We start from the raw sequence: 17,291 nt of genomic DNA, 5'->3' as shown, positions 1-17,291 counted from the left end.
ATTTTTTTATGATTATTCTAACACACTGTAATCGCCTATACTTATGTTGGTAAACGTGCCGTTAAAGCTTGCGAAATTACCAATCATTGCATTGTCTAAATCGGCATTTTTTACGGTGGCGTTGGTTTGTATTAAACTGTTTTTTATGGTTGCGTTTTCAACCTTGCAATTGTTACCCAACGAAACATTAGGACCAACCGTTGCATTTTTTAAAATTACATTTTCACCAATATAACAAGGTGGAATAATAGTTGCGTTTTCTAAAGTTGCACTTGCAGCAACCATATTTTCGCCATCGTTGTGTAAAAAGTTCAGCATGCGGTTGTTGGTATCAACCGTTACGTTTTTGTTTCCGCAATCCATCCATTCATCAACTTTACCAGGCACAAAACGCAATCCTTTTTGTTTCATGTTTTCTAAAGCATCGGTTAATTGGTATTCGCCGCCTTTTTCAATATTGTTATCTAAAAGATATTCTAATTCACTTCGTAGATTTTCGGCCGATTTAAAGAAATAAATTCCAATAATTGCTAAATCAGAAACAAATTCGGTAGGTTTTTCAACAAAATCAACAATTTCGTTTTTATTGTTTAATTGTACTACTCCAAAAGCCGAAGGATCTTCTACAGCCTTAACCCAAATAACAGAATCGGCAGCTGCGTCTAATGTAAAATCGGCACGGAACAACGTGTCGGCATATGCAACAACAATTGGTCCTTGCATACTTTCTTTAGCACACAAAATAGCGTGAGCGGTACCTAAAGCTTCGTTTTGGTAGTAAATGGTTCCTTTTGAGCCTAGTTTTTCGGCAATTGCAATTAAATCTTTTTCAACACCTTTGCCAAAACTTTCGTGTATGATAAATGCAATTTCGTCGATAGGTTGATTGATTACTTTAGCTATATCTTCAACCAAACGGTGAACAATTGGTTTGCCTGCAATAGGGATTAATGGTTTAGGTGTTGTTAAGGTATGTGGACGCAAGCGTGAGCCACGACCTGCCATTGGTACGATTATTTTCATTTTGTATTCTTAATTATTTTACACCAGTGCTGCCAAATCCGCCTGCACCGCGTTCTGTTGTTGATAATTCTTCTGCTATAACCCATTCGGCACGTTCGTGCTTTGCAATAACCATTTGTGCAATGCGTTCGCCGTTTTCTACCACAAAGGTTTCTTTTGATAAATTGGCTAAAATTACACCAACTTCACCACGGTAATCGGCATCAATTGTACCTGGCGAATTTAAACACGTAATGCCTTTTTTTAATGCTAAACCACTACGCGGACGTACTTGTGCTTCGTAACCAATGGGTAATTCTATGAACAAACCTGTTGGTATTAAAGCGCGCTCCATAGGTTCGATAACTATGGGTTGATTTAAATTTGCGCGTAAATCCATGCCTGCCGATGCTAATGTTTCGTAACTTGGTAAGGCGTGTTGCGATTTATTAATGATGTTTATTTTCATTTATCTATTTTTTTTGAATCGATTTTAAAAGTCGATTAATCACTGTTTTTTCGTTATAATAAATCAATCCTACGAAGATAAGAATGAATGCGATTCCTATAAAATAATTTTCTCTGAAATTGTAAAAATATCCAAACGAAAATAAAACCGATATACCTAAGTACATTGAAATTGCTTTAGTGTTGTAAGGTATTGGATAATATTTTTGACCTATAAAGTACGATGCAACCATCATTACCAAATAAGCAATCATTGATGTAGCTGCTGCACCAACAATACCAACTGCTGGTATTAAAATGTAATTTAAACTTATGGTTAAGCATGCTGCTGCTATAGATATTAATGCGCCAATATGTGTTTTATCGCGTAGTTTGTACCATACCGATAAATTGGTGTAAATGCCTAACATAAAATTAGCCAATACTATATAAGGCACAATTTCCATGGCAGTCCAATATTCTTTTTTAGATATTAAAAACGGTTTTAATAAATCGGCAAAAACAATAATTACAAGCATGGCGCAACTACCAAAAATAACAAAATACTTAGTAATGGTTGCGTATTTTTCTTGGGCGTCGCTGTTTTTTGCATAATTAAAAAAGAAGGGTTCTATACCTAATGAATATGCCATACGAAACAAAATCATGAAGATTCCAATTTTGTAGCAGGCAGAATATCTACCAGCTTCGGCTTCGCCAATGCCTTTTGGTAAAATTTCTTCAATCATAACCCGGTCAATGCCTTCGTTAATAGCAAAAGCTAAACTAGCAATCATAACAGGAAATGCGTATTTTATCATTTCTTTGTTAAGCTTCCAATCATAAGTAAATTTTAAACCTTTGTACCATTTAAAAAGCATTAAAAAAGTAACTAAACTGGCAATTAAATTAGCTAAATAAACGTAACCTACCTGAAAATTTAAACTAAAATAGTGTGAAATAGAAGTGGTAGGATTGTTGTTAATAAACATAGGAATACTATATAAAAAAAATACAGTTAATAGAGCGTTTACTACAACATTTATAAGTTTTAAAATAGTGTATTTTTTTGATTGTTGGTGCGCACGTAAAATAGCAAACGGTATAACCACTAAGGCGTCTAAAGCCAAAATACCAATAATAATTGCAATTATTAAAGGATCTTTATCCATTAATTGTGCAATTTGTGTTTTAAAGCCCAATGTAAATAATGTAAACACGGCGGTAATTGCTAAAATAAACCAAAGGGCGTTGTTTTTTACTTTTTCTTTATCGTCTAACTTATTATAAAAGCGAAAAAAAGCTGTTTCCATACCAAATGAAAGCAACGCATTCATAATCATAATCCAAGTAAACAAAACGCTGTAACTACCGTATACATTTTCGTTGTTCATCCACTTTATGTGATAAGGTACCATAATAAACCCAATCATTTTGGGAACTACAGCAGCTATACCATAAACTAAAGTTGATTTAAAAAGACTTTTATAAACACTCAAAATAATTAATTTTTAAAGTAAATAGGATTTAAAAAACGTTCAACATCATTGTTTGAAAGTTTTATTTGAATTGCTCCTTGCCCAAAAGTTGCTATTTCGTTTGGGTTGTAATGTAAAATCCACTCGGTGTTGGTTTGGTAAAAGTTTTTAGGTAGCTGAAATTGATTGTTTTCAAAATTAAAACCACTATCTTTTAAACTACCAGAAACATTTAATTGTTTTCTAAATTCGGTTTCGGCATAATTTTTAAATCCTTTAAAATTTACAAATAGTTCATTTTTAGGAAGAATTTGCCCTGTTGTTGTATCAAAAATAAACACTTTAGTAGCCTGTGTGCCATGCGCACCACCAATAAACAAATAATATTCATAAACTACTTGATGTAATTTTGATGACATAGAGTTGTTACTAACCTTGAAATTTGCTTCCCAAGCCAATGCGTTTTCTGGATAAGTCAGGTAAACTTCATTGTAATGGTTTATGAAATTTAGCGCTAAGGTATCGTACGATTTTACTTTTTTATCGCCTTTAAAACGAATGGTTTGTTCAATAAAATTAAAAATACTATCGTTTATAGGTTTTACTGTTTTCTTTTTTCCTTCAAAAAAAGGCACTTCAATGTATGCATAGGTACAATTGTTTTGTACGCAGTTAAATTCTGAATTTAAACGATACGTTTTTGTAGATACTTTTAACTGATTTTCCTTTTTGCAACCCCAAAAACACATTGATAAACAAATAAATAGTAAAAGTTTTTTCATTGCACCTGAATCTGTTTATTTTAAAACAAATCTATAAATTTTAGTCGGTTTTAAATGGTATCTTTGCTCTTATTTTTTAAAGAGCCCAAATTATGAAATTCAACACCAAAGTTATACACGGCGGGCAACATCACGATCCAACTACAGGAGCCGTAATGCCACCGGTTTATCACACATCAACCTTTGCACAAAAAAGTCCAGGCGTGCATACTGGATACGAATACAGCCGTGCCGATAATCCTACACGCACTGCTTTAGAACACGCATTAGAAAGTATTGAAAATGGCGCTCGTGGTTTAGCTTTTTCGTCGGGTTTAGCTGCTATTGATTGTGTTATGCGATTGTTGAAACCGAATGACGAAGTAATTGCTATGGACGATTTATACGGCGGCACATACCGTTTGTTTACGCGTTTTTATCAAGATTTAGGAATAAAATTTCATTTTATAGACATCAATGATTTAGAGTTGTTTCAATCGAAAATTAACAATAAAACCAAATTGGTTTGGATAGAAACACCAACAAATCCGTTAATGAAATTGGCCGATATTGAAGCAATTGCCAAAATCACTAAACAAAACAATTTATTGTTTGCTGTAGACAATACATTTGCTACTCCATATTTACAAAAACCTTTAGATTTAGGTGCAGATATTGTTATGCATTCGGCTACTAAATATTTAGGCGGCCATTCTGATGTAATTGCAGGTGCCTTAATTATTAAAGATGAAGAATTAGGTAAGCAACTGCATTTTACCCAATTTGCAACAGGTGCAACTTTAGGTCCACAAGAAAGCTTTTTGGTTTTACGTGGTATTAAAACATTGCATTTACGTGTTGAACGCCATTGTTTTAATGGCCAAAAAGTAGCCGATTTTTTAGAACAACATCCTTTAATTGACAAAGTTTTATACCCCGGTTTAGCATCGCATCCACAGCATAATTTAGCTAAAAAGCAAATGCCAAAAGGTTTTGGTGGAATGGTTTCTTTTACCTTTAAAACAGGTGCAAAAGCCGATGCTATTTCGTTTTTAGAAAAATTAAAAGTATTCACTTTGGCAGAATCATTAGGTGGGGTAGAGTCGTTAGCAAATCATCCTGCGTTGATGACACATGCTTCAATTCCTGCAGAAAAACGCGCAGAAATTGGCGTTACTGATGATATGGTGCGTTTAAGTGTTGGTGTAGAAGATATTGATGATTTAATTGCAGATATAGAACAAGCACTAAGATAAATTTTTAAAAGTCGATTTTTTTTAAAATCGACTTTTTTTATTTCCTTGCAATACGTATCTTAATTTATACTATTTTTATAAAAAAAACGTTTCATTATTTGAAATCACATTTGTATGAAATTTTATTATCAACTTTTTTTCTTTTTAGTTTCGTTTGTTTCAACGGCACAAACCAACCAGTTGTGGAAAGGATATTACTCGTACCAAGAAAATACTGCGGTAGAAAAAGACAATCAAAATATTTATTTTGCAACAGATAACGCTGTGTTTGCTTATAACGAAAATAGTAAAGAAACCCATATTTACAACACCATAAGCGGTTTAAAAATTGATGAAATAAACACGCTTGGATACTCTAAAGAATACAAAAAAATTGTAGTTGGTAGTAAAAACGGTAAAGTTGCATTAATAGATTTAGCTGCAGATAAAATATATCATTTAAACGATATTTTTACTAAAACAAACATTCCCGATAATCAAAAAATAATTAATAAAATAATTTTTCAAGGCGGTTTTGCATACTTGGCAACTGGTTATGGTATTACAGCTGTACGTTTAAACGATAATCATTTTGGCGATACCTATTACGTTGCGGTTGGAGGCGAAATGGCAAACGTTGCAAGTATAGCTATTTTTAACAATCAAATGTTTGCAACGGTTGAAAACGAAGGACTAAAAAAAGCCTTAATGAACACTAATTTAATTGATTACAATAATTGGCAAGTAATTGATTTTAATAATTGGTTAGATGTAACCACTTTTGCAGGAAAACTTATTGGTGTAAAAGAAAATTTATCGTTAAATACCATTTCTGAAACAAATGTTATAGAAAATATTGATTTGGTTTGGGAAGGATTTAAAAAGTTTTCTGTTTCGGGCGATGTTTTAATTGAAATTACAAAAGAAGCGGCGCGTTTGCGTAGTACCAACTTAATTGTTTATAACGAATTTACTTATTCATTTACCGAAAAAGGCGGTGTTGCAGATGCAACTTTCTCTAACGGAAATTATTTTGTAGCTACGAATACAAATGGAGCCTTAAAAGTGCCTTCTTCAACCAAACAACCCGAAGCTATTTCGCCTAGTGGTCCGCTAAGTAATAATGTTTCTGCAGCGGTACTTAACAATAAAGATTTATGGGTAACTTTTGGCGGTTATGGTGTAGATATGAATCCTTACGAGCCTAATGGATTAACAAAATACGGCATTAGTACATTAAAAAACTTAGAGAATTGGCAGCATATTAGTAATGCGCAATTAAATGGTTTAAATGCAACTGTAAATGTTAGTTTTAATCCACAAAAACCAAATTTTGCCTATATAAGTACGTTTCACGATGGTTTAGGAATTTGGGATATAAACCAGCAACAACTTACCGTTTATAACGATCAAAATACCGATGTTTTAGAGCCATTAATACCTAACGATGTTCGTGTGTACGGGGTAACTTTTGATAAAAATGGTACTGGTTGGATGACTAATACTATTACAAATCCTGCTTTAATTACTATTGATAAAAATAATCAATGGAATAAATACACTTCAAATGTTTTAATTGGAAGCCCTTTTGGAAGTTCGTACTTACAGCCAGTAATCGATAAAAACAGTACCAAATGGTTTGGTAGCCGATTAGGAGGTTTGTATGCATTTAACGAAACGCGTAGTAACAAAGCCATGCAAATAACATCAACACATAATTTACCAAGTGATAATGTACAAGCAGTTGCGTTAGATTATAATAACGAATTATGGATAGGTACATCAAAAGGCTTACGAGTTATTAAAAATGTAGATCAGTTTTTAACTAGTTCGCAGCTAAATCCTACAAATATTGTAATTGAGCACGAGGGGCAGGCAGAAGAATTATTTTACGAACAAAATATTTTAACCATTACTGTTGATGGATCAAATAATAAATGGGTGTCAATTGCAGAGTCGGGTGTGTTTTTGATATCCGATACATATGAAACCATTTACAAATTTACGCCAGAAAATTCGCCTTTACCAAGTAATGACATTACCGCAATTACTATAGACGGCACTACAGGTGAAGTGTTTTTTGTATCGCGCAATGGTATTGTATCTTTAAAAAACTTTGCAACAACGCCAACTACTACTTTAGATGCTGTTAAAGTGTATCCAAATCCGGTGAAACCTGGCTTTACAGGAGATGTAAAGATTAGCGGTTTAGTAAGCGATGCCAACGTTAAAATTACCGATGTAGCTGGAAATTTAGTGTTTGAAACCAAATCGTTGGGTGGAACTGTAACTTGGAATACTTTAAATTTTTCAGGTGCTAAAGTACCATCGGGCGTTTATATGATATTTATTTCATCGCAAGACGGTGGTTTAGATACGGTTAAAAAAGTTATGATTATACGCTAATGCAGGTTAAAACCCAAGCGGTTGTTTTAAATGCGTTGCGCTATCAAGAAAAAAGCTTGGTGGTAAAGTGTTTTACACAACATTTTGGTTTAAAAACATACTTTATTCGCAATGCTTTTTCTGCAAAAAACAAGGGTTTAAACAGCGCTTATTTTCAGTCGTTAAATTTGTTACATATTGATGCTTTACATAAAAATAAGGCATCGTTAGAATATATTAGCGAATTAAAATTGGCTTACGCATACCAAACTATTTCGGTTGATTTTTACAAAAACACAGTAAGTATTTTTTTGGCCGAAGTTTTAAGTTATAGCATTAAAGACGATTTACCTAATAACGAACTTTTTCTGTTTTTAAAAACCGCTTTAATTTGGTTTGATGAACACCCTTTTACCGCCGATTTTCATTTGTGGTTTTTGCTACAAACAACAAAATATTTAGGTTTTTATCCCGATGATTCAGACCAAAATTCTATTTATTTTAATCCGCACGAAGGTAGTTTTACCAATCATTTCACTCCTAATTGTTTAAACGAAGCTGAAACAGTTTTGTTTAGAAAATTATTTTCAATTTCGCTTTTTAATCTTAAAAATACCTTTACCAATACAGAGCGCAGAACAGTTTTAAAACTTTTAATTGCGTATTACGAAATTCATATCGCTGGTTTTAAACAAGTAAAATCAATTGAAATACTTACAGAACTTTTTTAATTACTGTATTACAACGGTTTGAATATTTGCAAATTCATAAAAAGCAAAATGCGATAATTCGCGTCCGTAACCAGAATTTTTAATTCCACCAAAAGGCAAATGTGGGTCCGAAGCAATCATTTCGTTTATAAACAAAGCGCCTTCATCAAACAAATGCAAATAATTGGTTAATTGCTCAGGATTTGCTGTAAAAATACTTGCACCTAGCCCAAAGTTTGATTTGTTGCTTAAAACAATAGCGTCATCAATGGTTTTAAAAGGCATTATAGCAGCTATCGGTCCAAATGTTTCTTCATTAAAAACAGGCATGTCAATACTTATGTTGGTAACTAACGTAGGTTCAAAAAAAGCACCATTGCGTTTACCACCCGATACAATTTTAGCACCCATTGCAATGCTTTGTTCTAGCTGATTTTGTAATTCTATTGCTAAATCTTCTCTTGCCATAGCTCCAAATGTTACTTTTTCATCGTATTTGTCGCCTAAAATTAAACCTTCAAGTTTTTGTTTAAACAAGTTTGTAAATTGTTCGTAAACATTTTCATGTACTAAAAAGCGTTTTGCGGCAATACAACTTTGTCCGGCATTTTGCATACGGGCAATCACTGCTTTTTCGGCTGCATAGTTTAAATCGGCATCGTTTAATACAATAAAAGCGTTGCTTCCGCCTAATTCTAAAACACATTTTTTAAGATACTTTCCTGCTGTTTCGGCAACCGATTTTCCTGCATTTTCGCTTCCAGTTAACGAAATTGCTTTAATTATTGGATGTGCAATTACTTGTGCAACTTCGCTACTATTTATAGGTAAATTTTTATAAATAGGAAAAGAAATGGTATCAACATTAAAAACATCGTCTAATGCTTGTGCACTTAAAGGCACGTTACTTGCGTGTTTTAATACAAATACATTACCTGTTAGTAAGTTTGGAATTACAAACCTAAATACTTGCCAAAAAGGAAAATTCCAAGGCATTACGCCTAATAGTACACCCAACGGACGAAAGGCTACATAACTTTTTTGCCAATTAGTAGAAATTTCTTGATTTTGTAAAAATTGCGGCGCTTTTTCAATATAATATTCACATAAATAGGCACATTTCTCAACCTCGGCAATGGCTTGTTTTATGGGTTTGTTCATGTCGGTAGTTATGGCGTGTGCGTATTTGTATTTGTTTTGAAGTAACTTTTCTTTTATACTTTTTACAATTGAAATGCGATCATTTAAAGAAAAATTGCGCCATTTTAAAAATGATGTTTGTAAGGTTTCTAGAGTTAAGGTGGTATGTTGATTCATGATTAACTTTTATTAAAAGTAACAATAAAAAATGGTAAGACATTTTGCTTACCATTTTTTTTAAAATTTTAAAACTTTGTTTTTTTCTACCCAGCCAATGCTATCGTTAGGCAACTGAATTTTAATCCATTGATTGGTTTCTTCTTGTATAAATCCTTTTTCGCCTTGGGGTAAGGTACTGTATATTTTTGCAACTGTTCTAGGTTCGTTCATTAACAAAACATCTTTATTATTTACAATAACATAATTGTTCGTTAACAAATAATTTGACTGGTTTCTTGACACAAAATAACAACCTAAACTTACAAGCAATGTGAAAATACTAAGCGTAAAAAGAACTTTTTTAGAAGTTACATTTGTAATTAAACGATAACTTACTAATGCAATTACAGTTATAAGCATGTTTGCAATTGCCAAATACGCCCAAGTGTTTGGTTGTAAAAAATTAAAAACGCTGTATAACATTTGTTTTTGCGGAATTGGCAAATTGCCTTTTGTAATTTTTGTTTTAAGTTTTTCGGCAAAATGTAAATTAATGCGTGCTGGTTCGTATTCAGGTTTTATTTTTAACGCTTTTTCTAAATGATAGATGCTTAATGGGGTATTTTGTAACCTTAAATAGCTTGTACCTAAATTATAGTGTAAAGCTGCGTTTAAAGAATCACCATTAAGAAGGTTTTCAAAAATCTGTGCCGATGTTTCGTAATCTTTCTGGTTAAAAGCTTTTATTCCTTTACTAAAAAGCACATCGTTGTTTTCTTTTGCAAATAGTTGAAAAGAAAAAAGTAAACTTAAAAAAAGCAAGATTAACTGTTTCATATTACTTTTTAATTTGTTTATCTATTGATTGAATTAACTGAACTGCCAAATCGTAATCGTTTTGCATGGTTTGAATGTCCATTTGTGCGTATCGAGCCATTTCACAGGTTGTTTTTATCGATATAAAGGTCGATACATCTTCATTGCTAATTTGGTTGTTTTGTAACAATTCGGTAATGGTATCGTTACTCATTTCGGTAGTTTCAATTTTTAATTTTGCTTTTAAATAATTGTGTAAGCAACGTTCTAAGGCTTCGTAAAAAGCTTCTTTGTTACCTATTTGCATTTTGGCTGCCAATAAATATTTTTTAGCTAGTTTGTTATTAGCTTTTAATTTGTTTCCGTTAATATCGCTTCCTTTTTTGTCGGATGCATTTTTAGCTATAAAAACTATTGGTAAAAGTAGTAAAGGCGCTAACCACCAAACATAAAACATTTTGTTTTGAGTGATGAAATTACTGTTAAACCATTTAATTGTTGGGTTTAATGGTTGTATTTCTAACTTACTTGTAACGGTATTTTTATTGTTTAAAGAACCGTTTCTAGGTAATTCAGGACCTTCGGTTACTTGAATTAAAATAGGTTGCGACGTTATTGTTTTATAGGAACTTGTAGCGGTATCAAAATACGAAAAAGCAATAGGAGCAATGGTATATGTGCCTTTGTATTGCGGTACAATTACGTATTTTTCGGCAACGGTGCCTTCCATTCCAGCCGAAATACTATTAGTTACACGGTTTATTTTTTCGGGATCATAAAGCTCCAAAGCAGTTGGTGCTTCGGGTTTTGGCAATGTTAATAAATCTAAATTACCCTTTCCTTGAACGCTTAGGGTTAATTCTAAAGGTTCGTTAGCTTTTAAAGATGTTTTGTTTGCGTTTACCGTAAAATTAAAAGCACCTACCGCACCTGTGTAATTTACGGGTTGGTTTGTAATAGGTAACGGTTTTACTCGTATTGTTTTTGAACCCGATGAATATGTTTTTTTTCGTAAACCAATTTCAGGGGTTCCAAAAACATCAGTTCGGCCTGTGTAATACTGCTCGTCTAATTCAACTACAAATGCATCAACCTTTAAAGCGCCATCTTTTTGTGGTAATAAAACAGCTTTTTGTAACGGTAAATAACGATAGCTTTTTCCATTTAATTCGGCACGTGAAACAGCTTCTTGTTTTAAATCGATGGTATGATTCCAAAAGTTTTTAAACTTAGGCATTTGCTTAATAGCTAATGTGTTAAAGCCTGATTGGTCGCTAACATATAAACCGTATTCAACTGTTATGGGTTGGTTAACATATACGCTGTTTTTTGAAACTTTTGCTACCAAATGAATGCCTTGACCAATGTTTTTAGGTAGTTGAGGTTGCCTTTGTCTTTGGCGGCGCAATAGTTCTTCTTCCATTTCATCGAAAATAGCAAATGGATCACGACGACGTTGTTGTTGGCGTGGTTGTTCTTGAACTGCATCGCCTACTTTTATGCTTAATGGTTTTGTTTTGTACAACTTACCTTCAAAAGTAATATATGCCGAACCAATTGTTAATGTTCCCTTTTTTTTAGGTTGAATATAAAACGAAAAACTTTTTTCCATACTGGTATTTCCGTTTATCCAATTATGGTTAACTGATTGCATGGGACCACCTAAAATTTCAAAATTTTCAAACGATGGTCGTTTAAAATCATCTCCATCTTCGTTCATAGTAAAGCGTACCTCTATCACTTGATTTATACCAATAGATTGATCACTTACTTGAGTGTAAAATTGCAATTGTGCCCATGTAAAAATGCTTGTAAATAATGCACAAAGTGTATATATAAACTGTTTGTTTATCATAGGTTTACCAATCTTTAGTTGTTGGGGTTGTTACAGGTTTGCCTTTTTGTTCACGCCCTTGTATGCGCTCGCGTACTCCTTTTTCATGATTGTCTAACGCTTTTAAAATGTTATCCATTTGTTGTTTAGACTGGTTTTGTTTTTGTTGTTGTGGTGAAGGTTTTGGTTGCTCTTTTTCTTTTTGGTTTTCTTTGTTATTATTGTTTTGTTGGTCTTTTTTATCCTGATCGCCTTTGTCTTCTTTTTTATCTTTATTCTGATCGTTCTTTTCTTTCTGATCTTTGTTTTGGTCGTCTTTTTTATCCTGATCTTTTTTGTCTTTGTTCTGATCCTGATTTTGTTTGTTGTTTTTGTTTTGATCTGGATTTTCTTTTTGCATTTTTTTAGCTAACGCATAATTGTAACGCGTTTGCTCGTCGGTTGGGTTGTTACGTAAGGCATTTTTATATGCTTCAACGGCATTGCTATAATCTTTCAACTTCATAAAAGCATTGCCCATATTATGAAAAAGTTGATGTTTTTCATTTTTGGTTTTTGCTGATTTTAATGCCGATTGGTAAGCCGTAACGGCTTCGTTCATAGATTGTAACTTATAAATACTATTTGCGGTATTGTATAAAGCCGCAGCGTTTTGGTTTTCTTTAGTAGCTGCTTTACGGTAGGCGTGTTCTGCCTTAGTGTAATTTTTTACATTAAAGCTTTTATTTCCAGTTGCAATTTGTGATTTGTATGATTGTGCTTGAATAACATTTAGCATAACAAGCTGTATCATAACTATATACCAAAGGTTTTTCATGTTATTTTTCGTTAAATAAATTTAATTTTTTCATCCAAGCGGTGCGGCGTTCTAACACTAAACTATCAATTATTAAAAGGAGTAATGCTAAAGCAATAAACCATTGAAATTGTGATTGAAAATCGGCGATTTGTTGCGATTCAAAATCGGTTTTTTCTATTTTTTGTAAGGTTTTATCAACAATTTGTATTACTTCATTGGTATTGCTTCCATACATAAAAATACCACCTGTACCTTGGGCAATTTCTTTTAAAGTAGTTTCGTTTAGTTTGGTTATTACATTATTTCCGTCGGTATCTTTTTTGTAATCAACTATTTTTCCGTTTTGCTTAATAGGAATTTGTCCGCCGTTTGGTGTACCCACACCAATTGTAATAATTTTAATGCCTTTGTCTTTTGCAATAGCAATGGCATCGTTTATACCTTCGCCATGATCTTCACCATCAGAAATTAATATCATTACTTTGCTGGTTTTAGGATCATCAAAGTAATTACTACCTACTTCAATAGCTTGGCTTAAAGCTGTTCCCATGCTTGAAACCATATCGGTATTCATATCTTGAACATACATTTTTGCCATTCCGTAATCGGTAGTTATAGGTAACATTGGAAATGCAGAACCTGCGTAACCAACAATTCCAATACGATCAGAGGCTAAGCTGTTTATGATTTGTGTAGCCAATTGTTTTGATTTTCCTAAACGATTTGGCGCCATATCTTCGGCCAACATACTTTTAGAAACGTCTATTGCAAAAACTATGTCAACACCTTGGCGTTTTACGGTTTCTATTTTTGTACCAAATTTTGGATTAACTAAAGCAATAATTAACGCAAATACAACAACTGCCAATAGTATTAATTTTGTAAGTGGTTTGCTTGTGGTTGACGCTTCGGGTGCTAAACGTTTTAAATAGCTACCAGAGCCAAATTCGTTAATTTTCTTTTTTTTCCAAAGGGTATTCCAAAGGTAAACTGCTATTAATATTGGTATTAACAGTAGTAAGTAGAAATAAAAAGGTGCATCTAATCCCCACATATTACACGAATCCTTTAAATAATGTTTTTCTAGAAATAAATTCTGCTATTAACAAAATCAATGCTAAAAGCACTAACGGGCGAAATAATTCGGTACGTTGCACAAATTTTTGTTCATCGATTTTTGTTTTTTCAAGCTGATTAATTTCGTCGTAAATTGTTTTTAAGCGGTTGGTTCCAGTTGCCCTAAAGTATTTACCACCTGTTTTTTTGGCAATTGTTTTCATTAAAACTTCGTCAATTTCAACTTTTACCTTATCGTATTTTAAATCGCCATTTGGTAAAACAGCAACAGGTGTTTCTGCTAATCCGTTGGTGCCAATACCAATTGTATATACTTTTATTTTATATTCTTTAGCAATATCGGCAGCCATTTGCGGATCAATTAACCCTGAATTGTTTACGCCATCGGTCATTAAAATAACTACTTTGCTTTTTGCTTTACTATTTTTTAACCTATTAACAGCTGTTGCTAAACCAACGCCAATTCCGGTTCCGTCTTGAATAATACGATCGTATTTTACATCGGCTAATTGGTTTAAAAGTAAGTTTTTATCGCTGGTTACAGGTGCTTTTGTGTACGCTTCGGCAGCATAAACAACTATTCCAAAGCGGTCGTCAACTCGATCTTTAATAAATTCAGCAGCTACTTTTTTTAATGCTTCTAAGCGATTTGGTTTTAAATCGCGTGAAAGCATCGAACCCGAAACATCGGTGGCTAAAACAATATCAACACCGTTTGTTATTTTTGATTTAGTGCTGCTATCAATAGTTTGTGGGCGCGCCAAAGCTACTACCAAAGCTGTAAAAGCCAATGCACGTGCTACAAATAGCAACGGATATAATTGAGTTAGTAAGGTTTTTTGTGATTTAAAACCTTGTAAGTTGCTTATTTTTAATGAAACTTTTTCGTTTTTTTGGTTAACAAACCAATACCAACCTAAAGGCAGTAATAGTAATAACAACCAAAAAAAGTGCGGATTTAAAAAGGTTATATTACTCATTTGTATTTGCTACATTTAATTGAATAGATTCAATAATTCGTTGGTTTATTTTTGCACCGTATTCATCGTTTTCTTTGAACAAAACCGTTACTTCTTGTATGCCGTTTGATTGGGCAAAAATATACATATCGTATTGCATTTTAATGGCTTGACCCGACACAAAATTTTCTACCACTAACGTGCCATTTGCACGTATGCCTTTTGTGCCGTTTTGTGTAAATTCTTCGGCATTGTAGGTAACGTTTTTACCGCTGTATTCTTTTTTAACAATTTCAATTTTTTGCTTTACTAATTGTTCTAGTTGTACTGAATCGTTTGTTTGTGTAGCTGTGGTACCTACTGCAATAATTAATTGGGTTTTTAAATTAGAATATGCAAAAACACTGCTTTGCGATTGTTGTTTTTCTTTGGTTGATTGCGGTTGTAATACGCGTGTTAACGCTTCGGGTGTGCTTAGTTGTATTGCAGGAAATCCGTAATTTGATGTTACCCAATCACGTTTGTATAAACTTTTGTTTGATGCAAACATACTGTATTCTGCACCTGAACGAATTGATTGCACTAAGTAAACCACACCTGTTGTTAAAAGCAAAGTTGCGGTAACAGCAATTGGTATAAAAATGCGCATTTGTTTGCGTTTTTTGAAACGACGTTCGCGCAGTTTTACGCGTTCTGATTGTTCTTCAGAAAAACGCGGAATTGCTTTATCTATGGTTACCGAAACTGTTTCAGAAACTTTACGGTCTTGTTCAATTTCGCTAATTAAAGGTTCTGATTTTGCAAATTTTACTAAATCGGCTGTTTGTAAAACACGTTTTAAATTGTTAATGGTTTCTTTTGTAAGCTGTATTTTTTTTGATTGAATGGTTTGAATCAAATGCTGAATAAGTTCTGATGTTGTTGATTCTTTAGCAGGTATTTCAAAAACTTCTTCAATATAATCCCTAATAACATCGGTCATTTCAGAATAATATTGTTTTACATCGCCATTTACAACCAAACGTTTTGCATCTAAAAGTTGTAATTTTTTTGTTACTTTTTCAAGTGGGGTTTTGTATAAATCTTCTTCGGTTAAATTTTTGTTTTGTATGCGTTTTATTAAAAAATAGGTTGCAATACCTGCAAGTAAACAAGCAATAAGTGCTATAAGGTATTTCCAAAACGATTCAGAATTAGTTTCACCGCCCATTTGTGCTTTAATATCGTACATGGGTTGTTTAAGAGTATCAACTTGTACATTGTTTACTTTTATGTTAAACAAATTGGTTTGGTAATTTTTCCCATCGATATAAACCGATAAACGTGGTATTACATAATCACCAGCATCAAACTGAGTTAACGTATATTTTTTGGTAAGTTCTATGTTTGTATCGTTTGCAACGGTATCAACTTTAGATTGTTCTAACACTTCAAACGCACCAATAAGTTGTTGATTGGGAAAAACTACTTTACTACCTTGTTTAGTAGTAGCTTTTACGGTTAGGTTAAACGCCGAACCTATTTTTATTTGGGTAGAATCTACGCTTGTTGTTACTTGTGCAAAACCTGCAAAAGCAATAATATTAAACAATAACGTAACTACTATTTTGTTCATAATTTAACGTGCTTTAAAATAAGCCAATAGTTTTTTAACGTAACTTTCATGTGTGCCAGTTGATATAACACCAGCACCACTGCGAGTAAAAGTTTTTGTAAAATAATTTTCTAAATCTTGGTAATATTCGCTGTACGCTTTACGTACATTAGCGTCGCCAGTATTTACATATAGGTTTTCACTAGTTTCGGCATCTTGCATTAATACATAGCCTATGTTGTTTATGTTGGCTTCGCGTTTGTCGTAAACTTTTATACCTGTAATATCGTGACGTTTGGCAGCTATACGAAGAATTTTTTCGTAATCTTTAGTCATGAAATCTGATAAAACAAATACAATTGCTTTTTTCTTCATTACTTTAGAAAGATATTCAAGTGCTTGTGCAATATTTGTTTGATTGCTTTTTGGTTGAAATTGAATAAGCTCACGTATGATTCTAAGTATATGCGATTTGCCTTTTTTGGGCGGAACAAACAATTCTATTTGATCAGAAAATAAAATTAAACCTATTTTATCGTTATTTGTAGTTGCCGAAAAAGCTAAGGTTGCTGCAATTTCGGTAACAATATCGCGTTTAAAATGATTTGTTGATCCAAAATCTTGCGAGCCACTAATATCAACAAGTAACATTAAGGTTAGTTCGCGTTCTTCTTCAAAAACTTTCACAAAGGGTTCATTGTAACGTGCAGTTACATTCCAATCTATCGCCCGAATATCGTCGCCGTATTGGTATTGACGTACTTCTGCGAACGACATACCTTTGCCTTTAAAAGACGTATGGTATTCGCCCGAAAAAATATGATCGCTTAGCCTACGGGTTTTAATCTCTATTTGCCTAACCTTTTTTAATATTTCTTTTGTATCCAATTTTTCG

General features: G+C 33.0%; 15 protein-coding genes. 3 read left to right on the top strand and 12 right to left on the bottom strand.

Going from position 1 to position 17,291, the window contains the following annotated elements; translation table 11 throughout:
* Positions 1-12: 12 nt before the first annotated feature.
* The 4 genes from P3875_RS08845 to P3875_RS08830 are packed head-to-tail and all read right to left on the bottom strand — an operon-like array spanning position 13 to position 3,709.
* Positions 13-1,023: a sugar phosphate nucleotidyltransferase gene (locus P3875_RS08845; RefSeq protein ID WP_303443600.1), complete on the bottom strand. Its 1,011-nt coding sequence runs from the start codon at positions 1,021-1,023 to the stop codon at positions 13-15.
* A gap of 13 nt (positions 1,024-1,036) precedes the next feature.
* Positions 1,037-1,471, bottom strand: coding sequence for a dUTP diphosphatase (gene dut, locus P3875_RS08840; RefSeq protein WP_303443599.1), 435 nt, complete (start codon positions 1,469-1,471; stop codon positions 1,037-1,039).
* A gap of 4 nt (positions 1,472-1,475) precedes the next feature.
* Entirely contained in the window at positions 1,476-2,948 is a 1,473-nt protein-coding gene (locus P3875_RS08835) for an oligosaccharide flippase family protein (RefSeq protein WP_303443598.1), read from the bottom strand.
* Between the two features lie 5 nt (positions 2,949-2,953).
* The gene (locus P3875_RS08830; protein WP_303443597.1) at positions 2,954-3,709 is read right to left on the bottom strand and encodes a DUF3298 domain-containing protein; all 756 of its coding nucleotides are present in this window, start codon (positions 3,707-3,709) and stop codon (positions 2,954-2,956) included.
* A 92-nt stretch (positions 3,710-3,801) separates the two neighbouring features.
* Here P3875_RS08830 and P3875_RS08825 point away from each other — a divergent pair, with 92 nt between their 5' ends.
* The 3 genes from P3875_RS08825 (at position 3,802) to recO (ending at position 8,039) form a co-directional block, all read left to right on the top strand.
* Positions 3,802-4,944, top strand: coding sequence for a cystathionine gamma-synthase (locus tag P3875_RS08825; protein ID WP_303443596.1), 1,143 nt, complete (start codon positions 3,802-3,804; stop codon positions 4,942-4,944).
* A gap of 114 nt (positions 4,945-5,058) precedes the next feature.
* Positions 5,059-7,329 (top strand): type IX secretion system anionic LPS delivery protein PorZ, encoded by a 2,271-nt coding sequence (gene porZ, locus P3875_RS08820; RefSeq protein ID WP_303443595.1) that lies wholly within the window; start codon positions 5,059-5,061, stop codon positions 7,327-7,329.
* Positions 7,329-8,039, top strand: coding sequence for a DNA repair protein RecO (gene recO / locus P3875_RS08815; protein WP_303443594.1), 711 nt, complete (start codon positions 7,329-7,331; stop codon positions 8,037-8,039). Before porZ ends, recO begins: the two co-directional genes overlap by 1 nt.
* On the opposite strand, the gene P3875_RS08810 is transcribed toward recO, so the two are convergent.
* From P3875_RS08810 to P3875_RS08775, 8 genes are read right to left on the bottom strand one after another with little or no spacing between them, the layout of a single operon-like run.
* The gene (locus P3875_RS08810; RefSeq protein WP_303443593.1) at positions 8,040-9,335 is read right to left on the bottom strand and encodes an NAD-dependent succinate-semialdehyde dehydrogenase; all 1,296 of its coding nucleotides are present in this window, start codon (positions 9,333-9,335) and stop codon (positions 8,040-8,042) included. It lies immediately after the preceding gene.
* 60 nt (positions 9,336-9,395) lie between these two features.
* Entirely contained in the window at positions 9,396-10,154 is a 759-nt protein-coding gene (locus P3875_RS08805; protein WP_303443592.1) for an SH3 domain-containing protein, read from the bottom strand.
* A 1-nt stretch (position 10,155) separates the two neighbouring features.
* Entirely contained in the window at positions 10,156-11,988 is a 1,833-nt protein-coding gene (locus P3875_RS08800; RefSeq protein WP_303443591.1) for a BatD family protein, read from the bottom strand.
* Between the two features lie 4 nt (positions 11,989-11,992).
* A complete protein-coding gene (locus tag P3875_RS08795) occupies positions 11,993-12,760 on the bottom strand; it encodes a tetratricopeptide repeat protein (protein WP_303443590.1) in 768 nt (255 codons plus the stop codon).
* A gap of 25 nt (positions 12,761-12,785) precedes the next feature.
* Positions 12,786-13,820 carry a VWA domain-containing protein gene (locus tag P3875_RS08790; RefSeq protein ID WP_303443589.1) on the bottom strand — a complete coding sequence of 345 codons (1,035 nt, stop codon included), beginning with the start codon at positions 13,818-13,820 and terminating at the stop codon, positions 12,786-12,788.
* A gap of 1 nt (position 13,821) precedes the next feature.
* Positions 13,822-14,823 carry a vWA domain-containing protein gene (locus tag P3875_RS08785; protein WP_303443588.1) on the bottom strand — a complete coding sequence of 334 codons (1,002 nt, stop codon included), beginning with the start codon at positions 14,821-14,823 and terminating at the stop codon, positions 13,822-13,824.
* On the bottom strand, positions 14,816-16,417 hold the full coding sequence (locus P3875_RS08780; protein ID WP_303443587.1) for a BatD family protein: 1,602 nt from the start codon (positions 16,415-16,417) through the stop codon (positions 14,816-14,818). The genes P3875_RS08785 and P3875_RS08780 overlap by 8 nt, the downstream gene beginning before the upstream one ends.
* A gap of 3 nt (positions 16,418-16,420) precedes the next feature.
* Positions 16,421-17,284, bottom strand: coding sequence for a DUF58 domain-containing protein (locus P3875_RS08775; protein WP_303443586.1), 864 nt, complete (start codon positions 17,282-17,284; stop codon positions 16,421-16,423).
* Positions 17,285-17,291 lie beyond the last annotated feature (7 nt).

It is taken from the genome of Myroides sp. JBRI-B21084 (genome assembly GCF_030545015.1).
In the GTDB taxonomy this organism is placed as follows: domain Bacteria; phylum Bacteroidota; class Bacteroidia; order Flavobacteriales; family Flavobacteriaceae; genus Flavobacterium.
The sequence above is the reverse complement of the archived record's forward strand: the minus strand, read 5'-3'. Positions and strand labels throughout refer to the sequence as shown.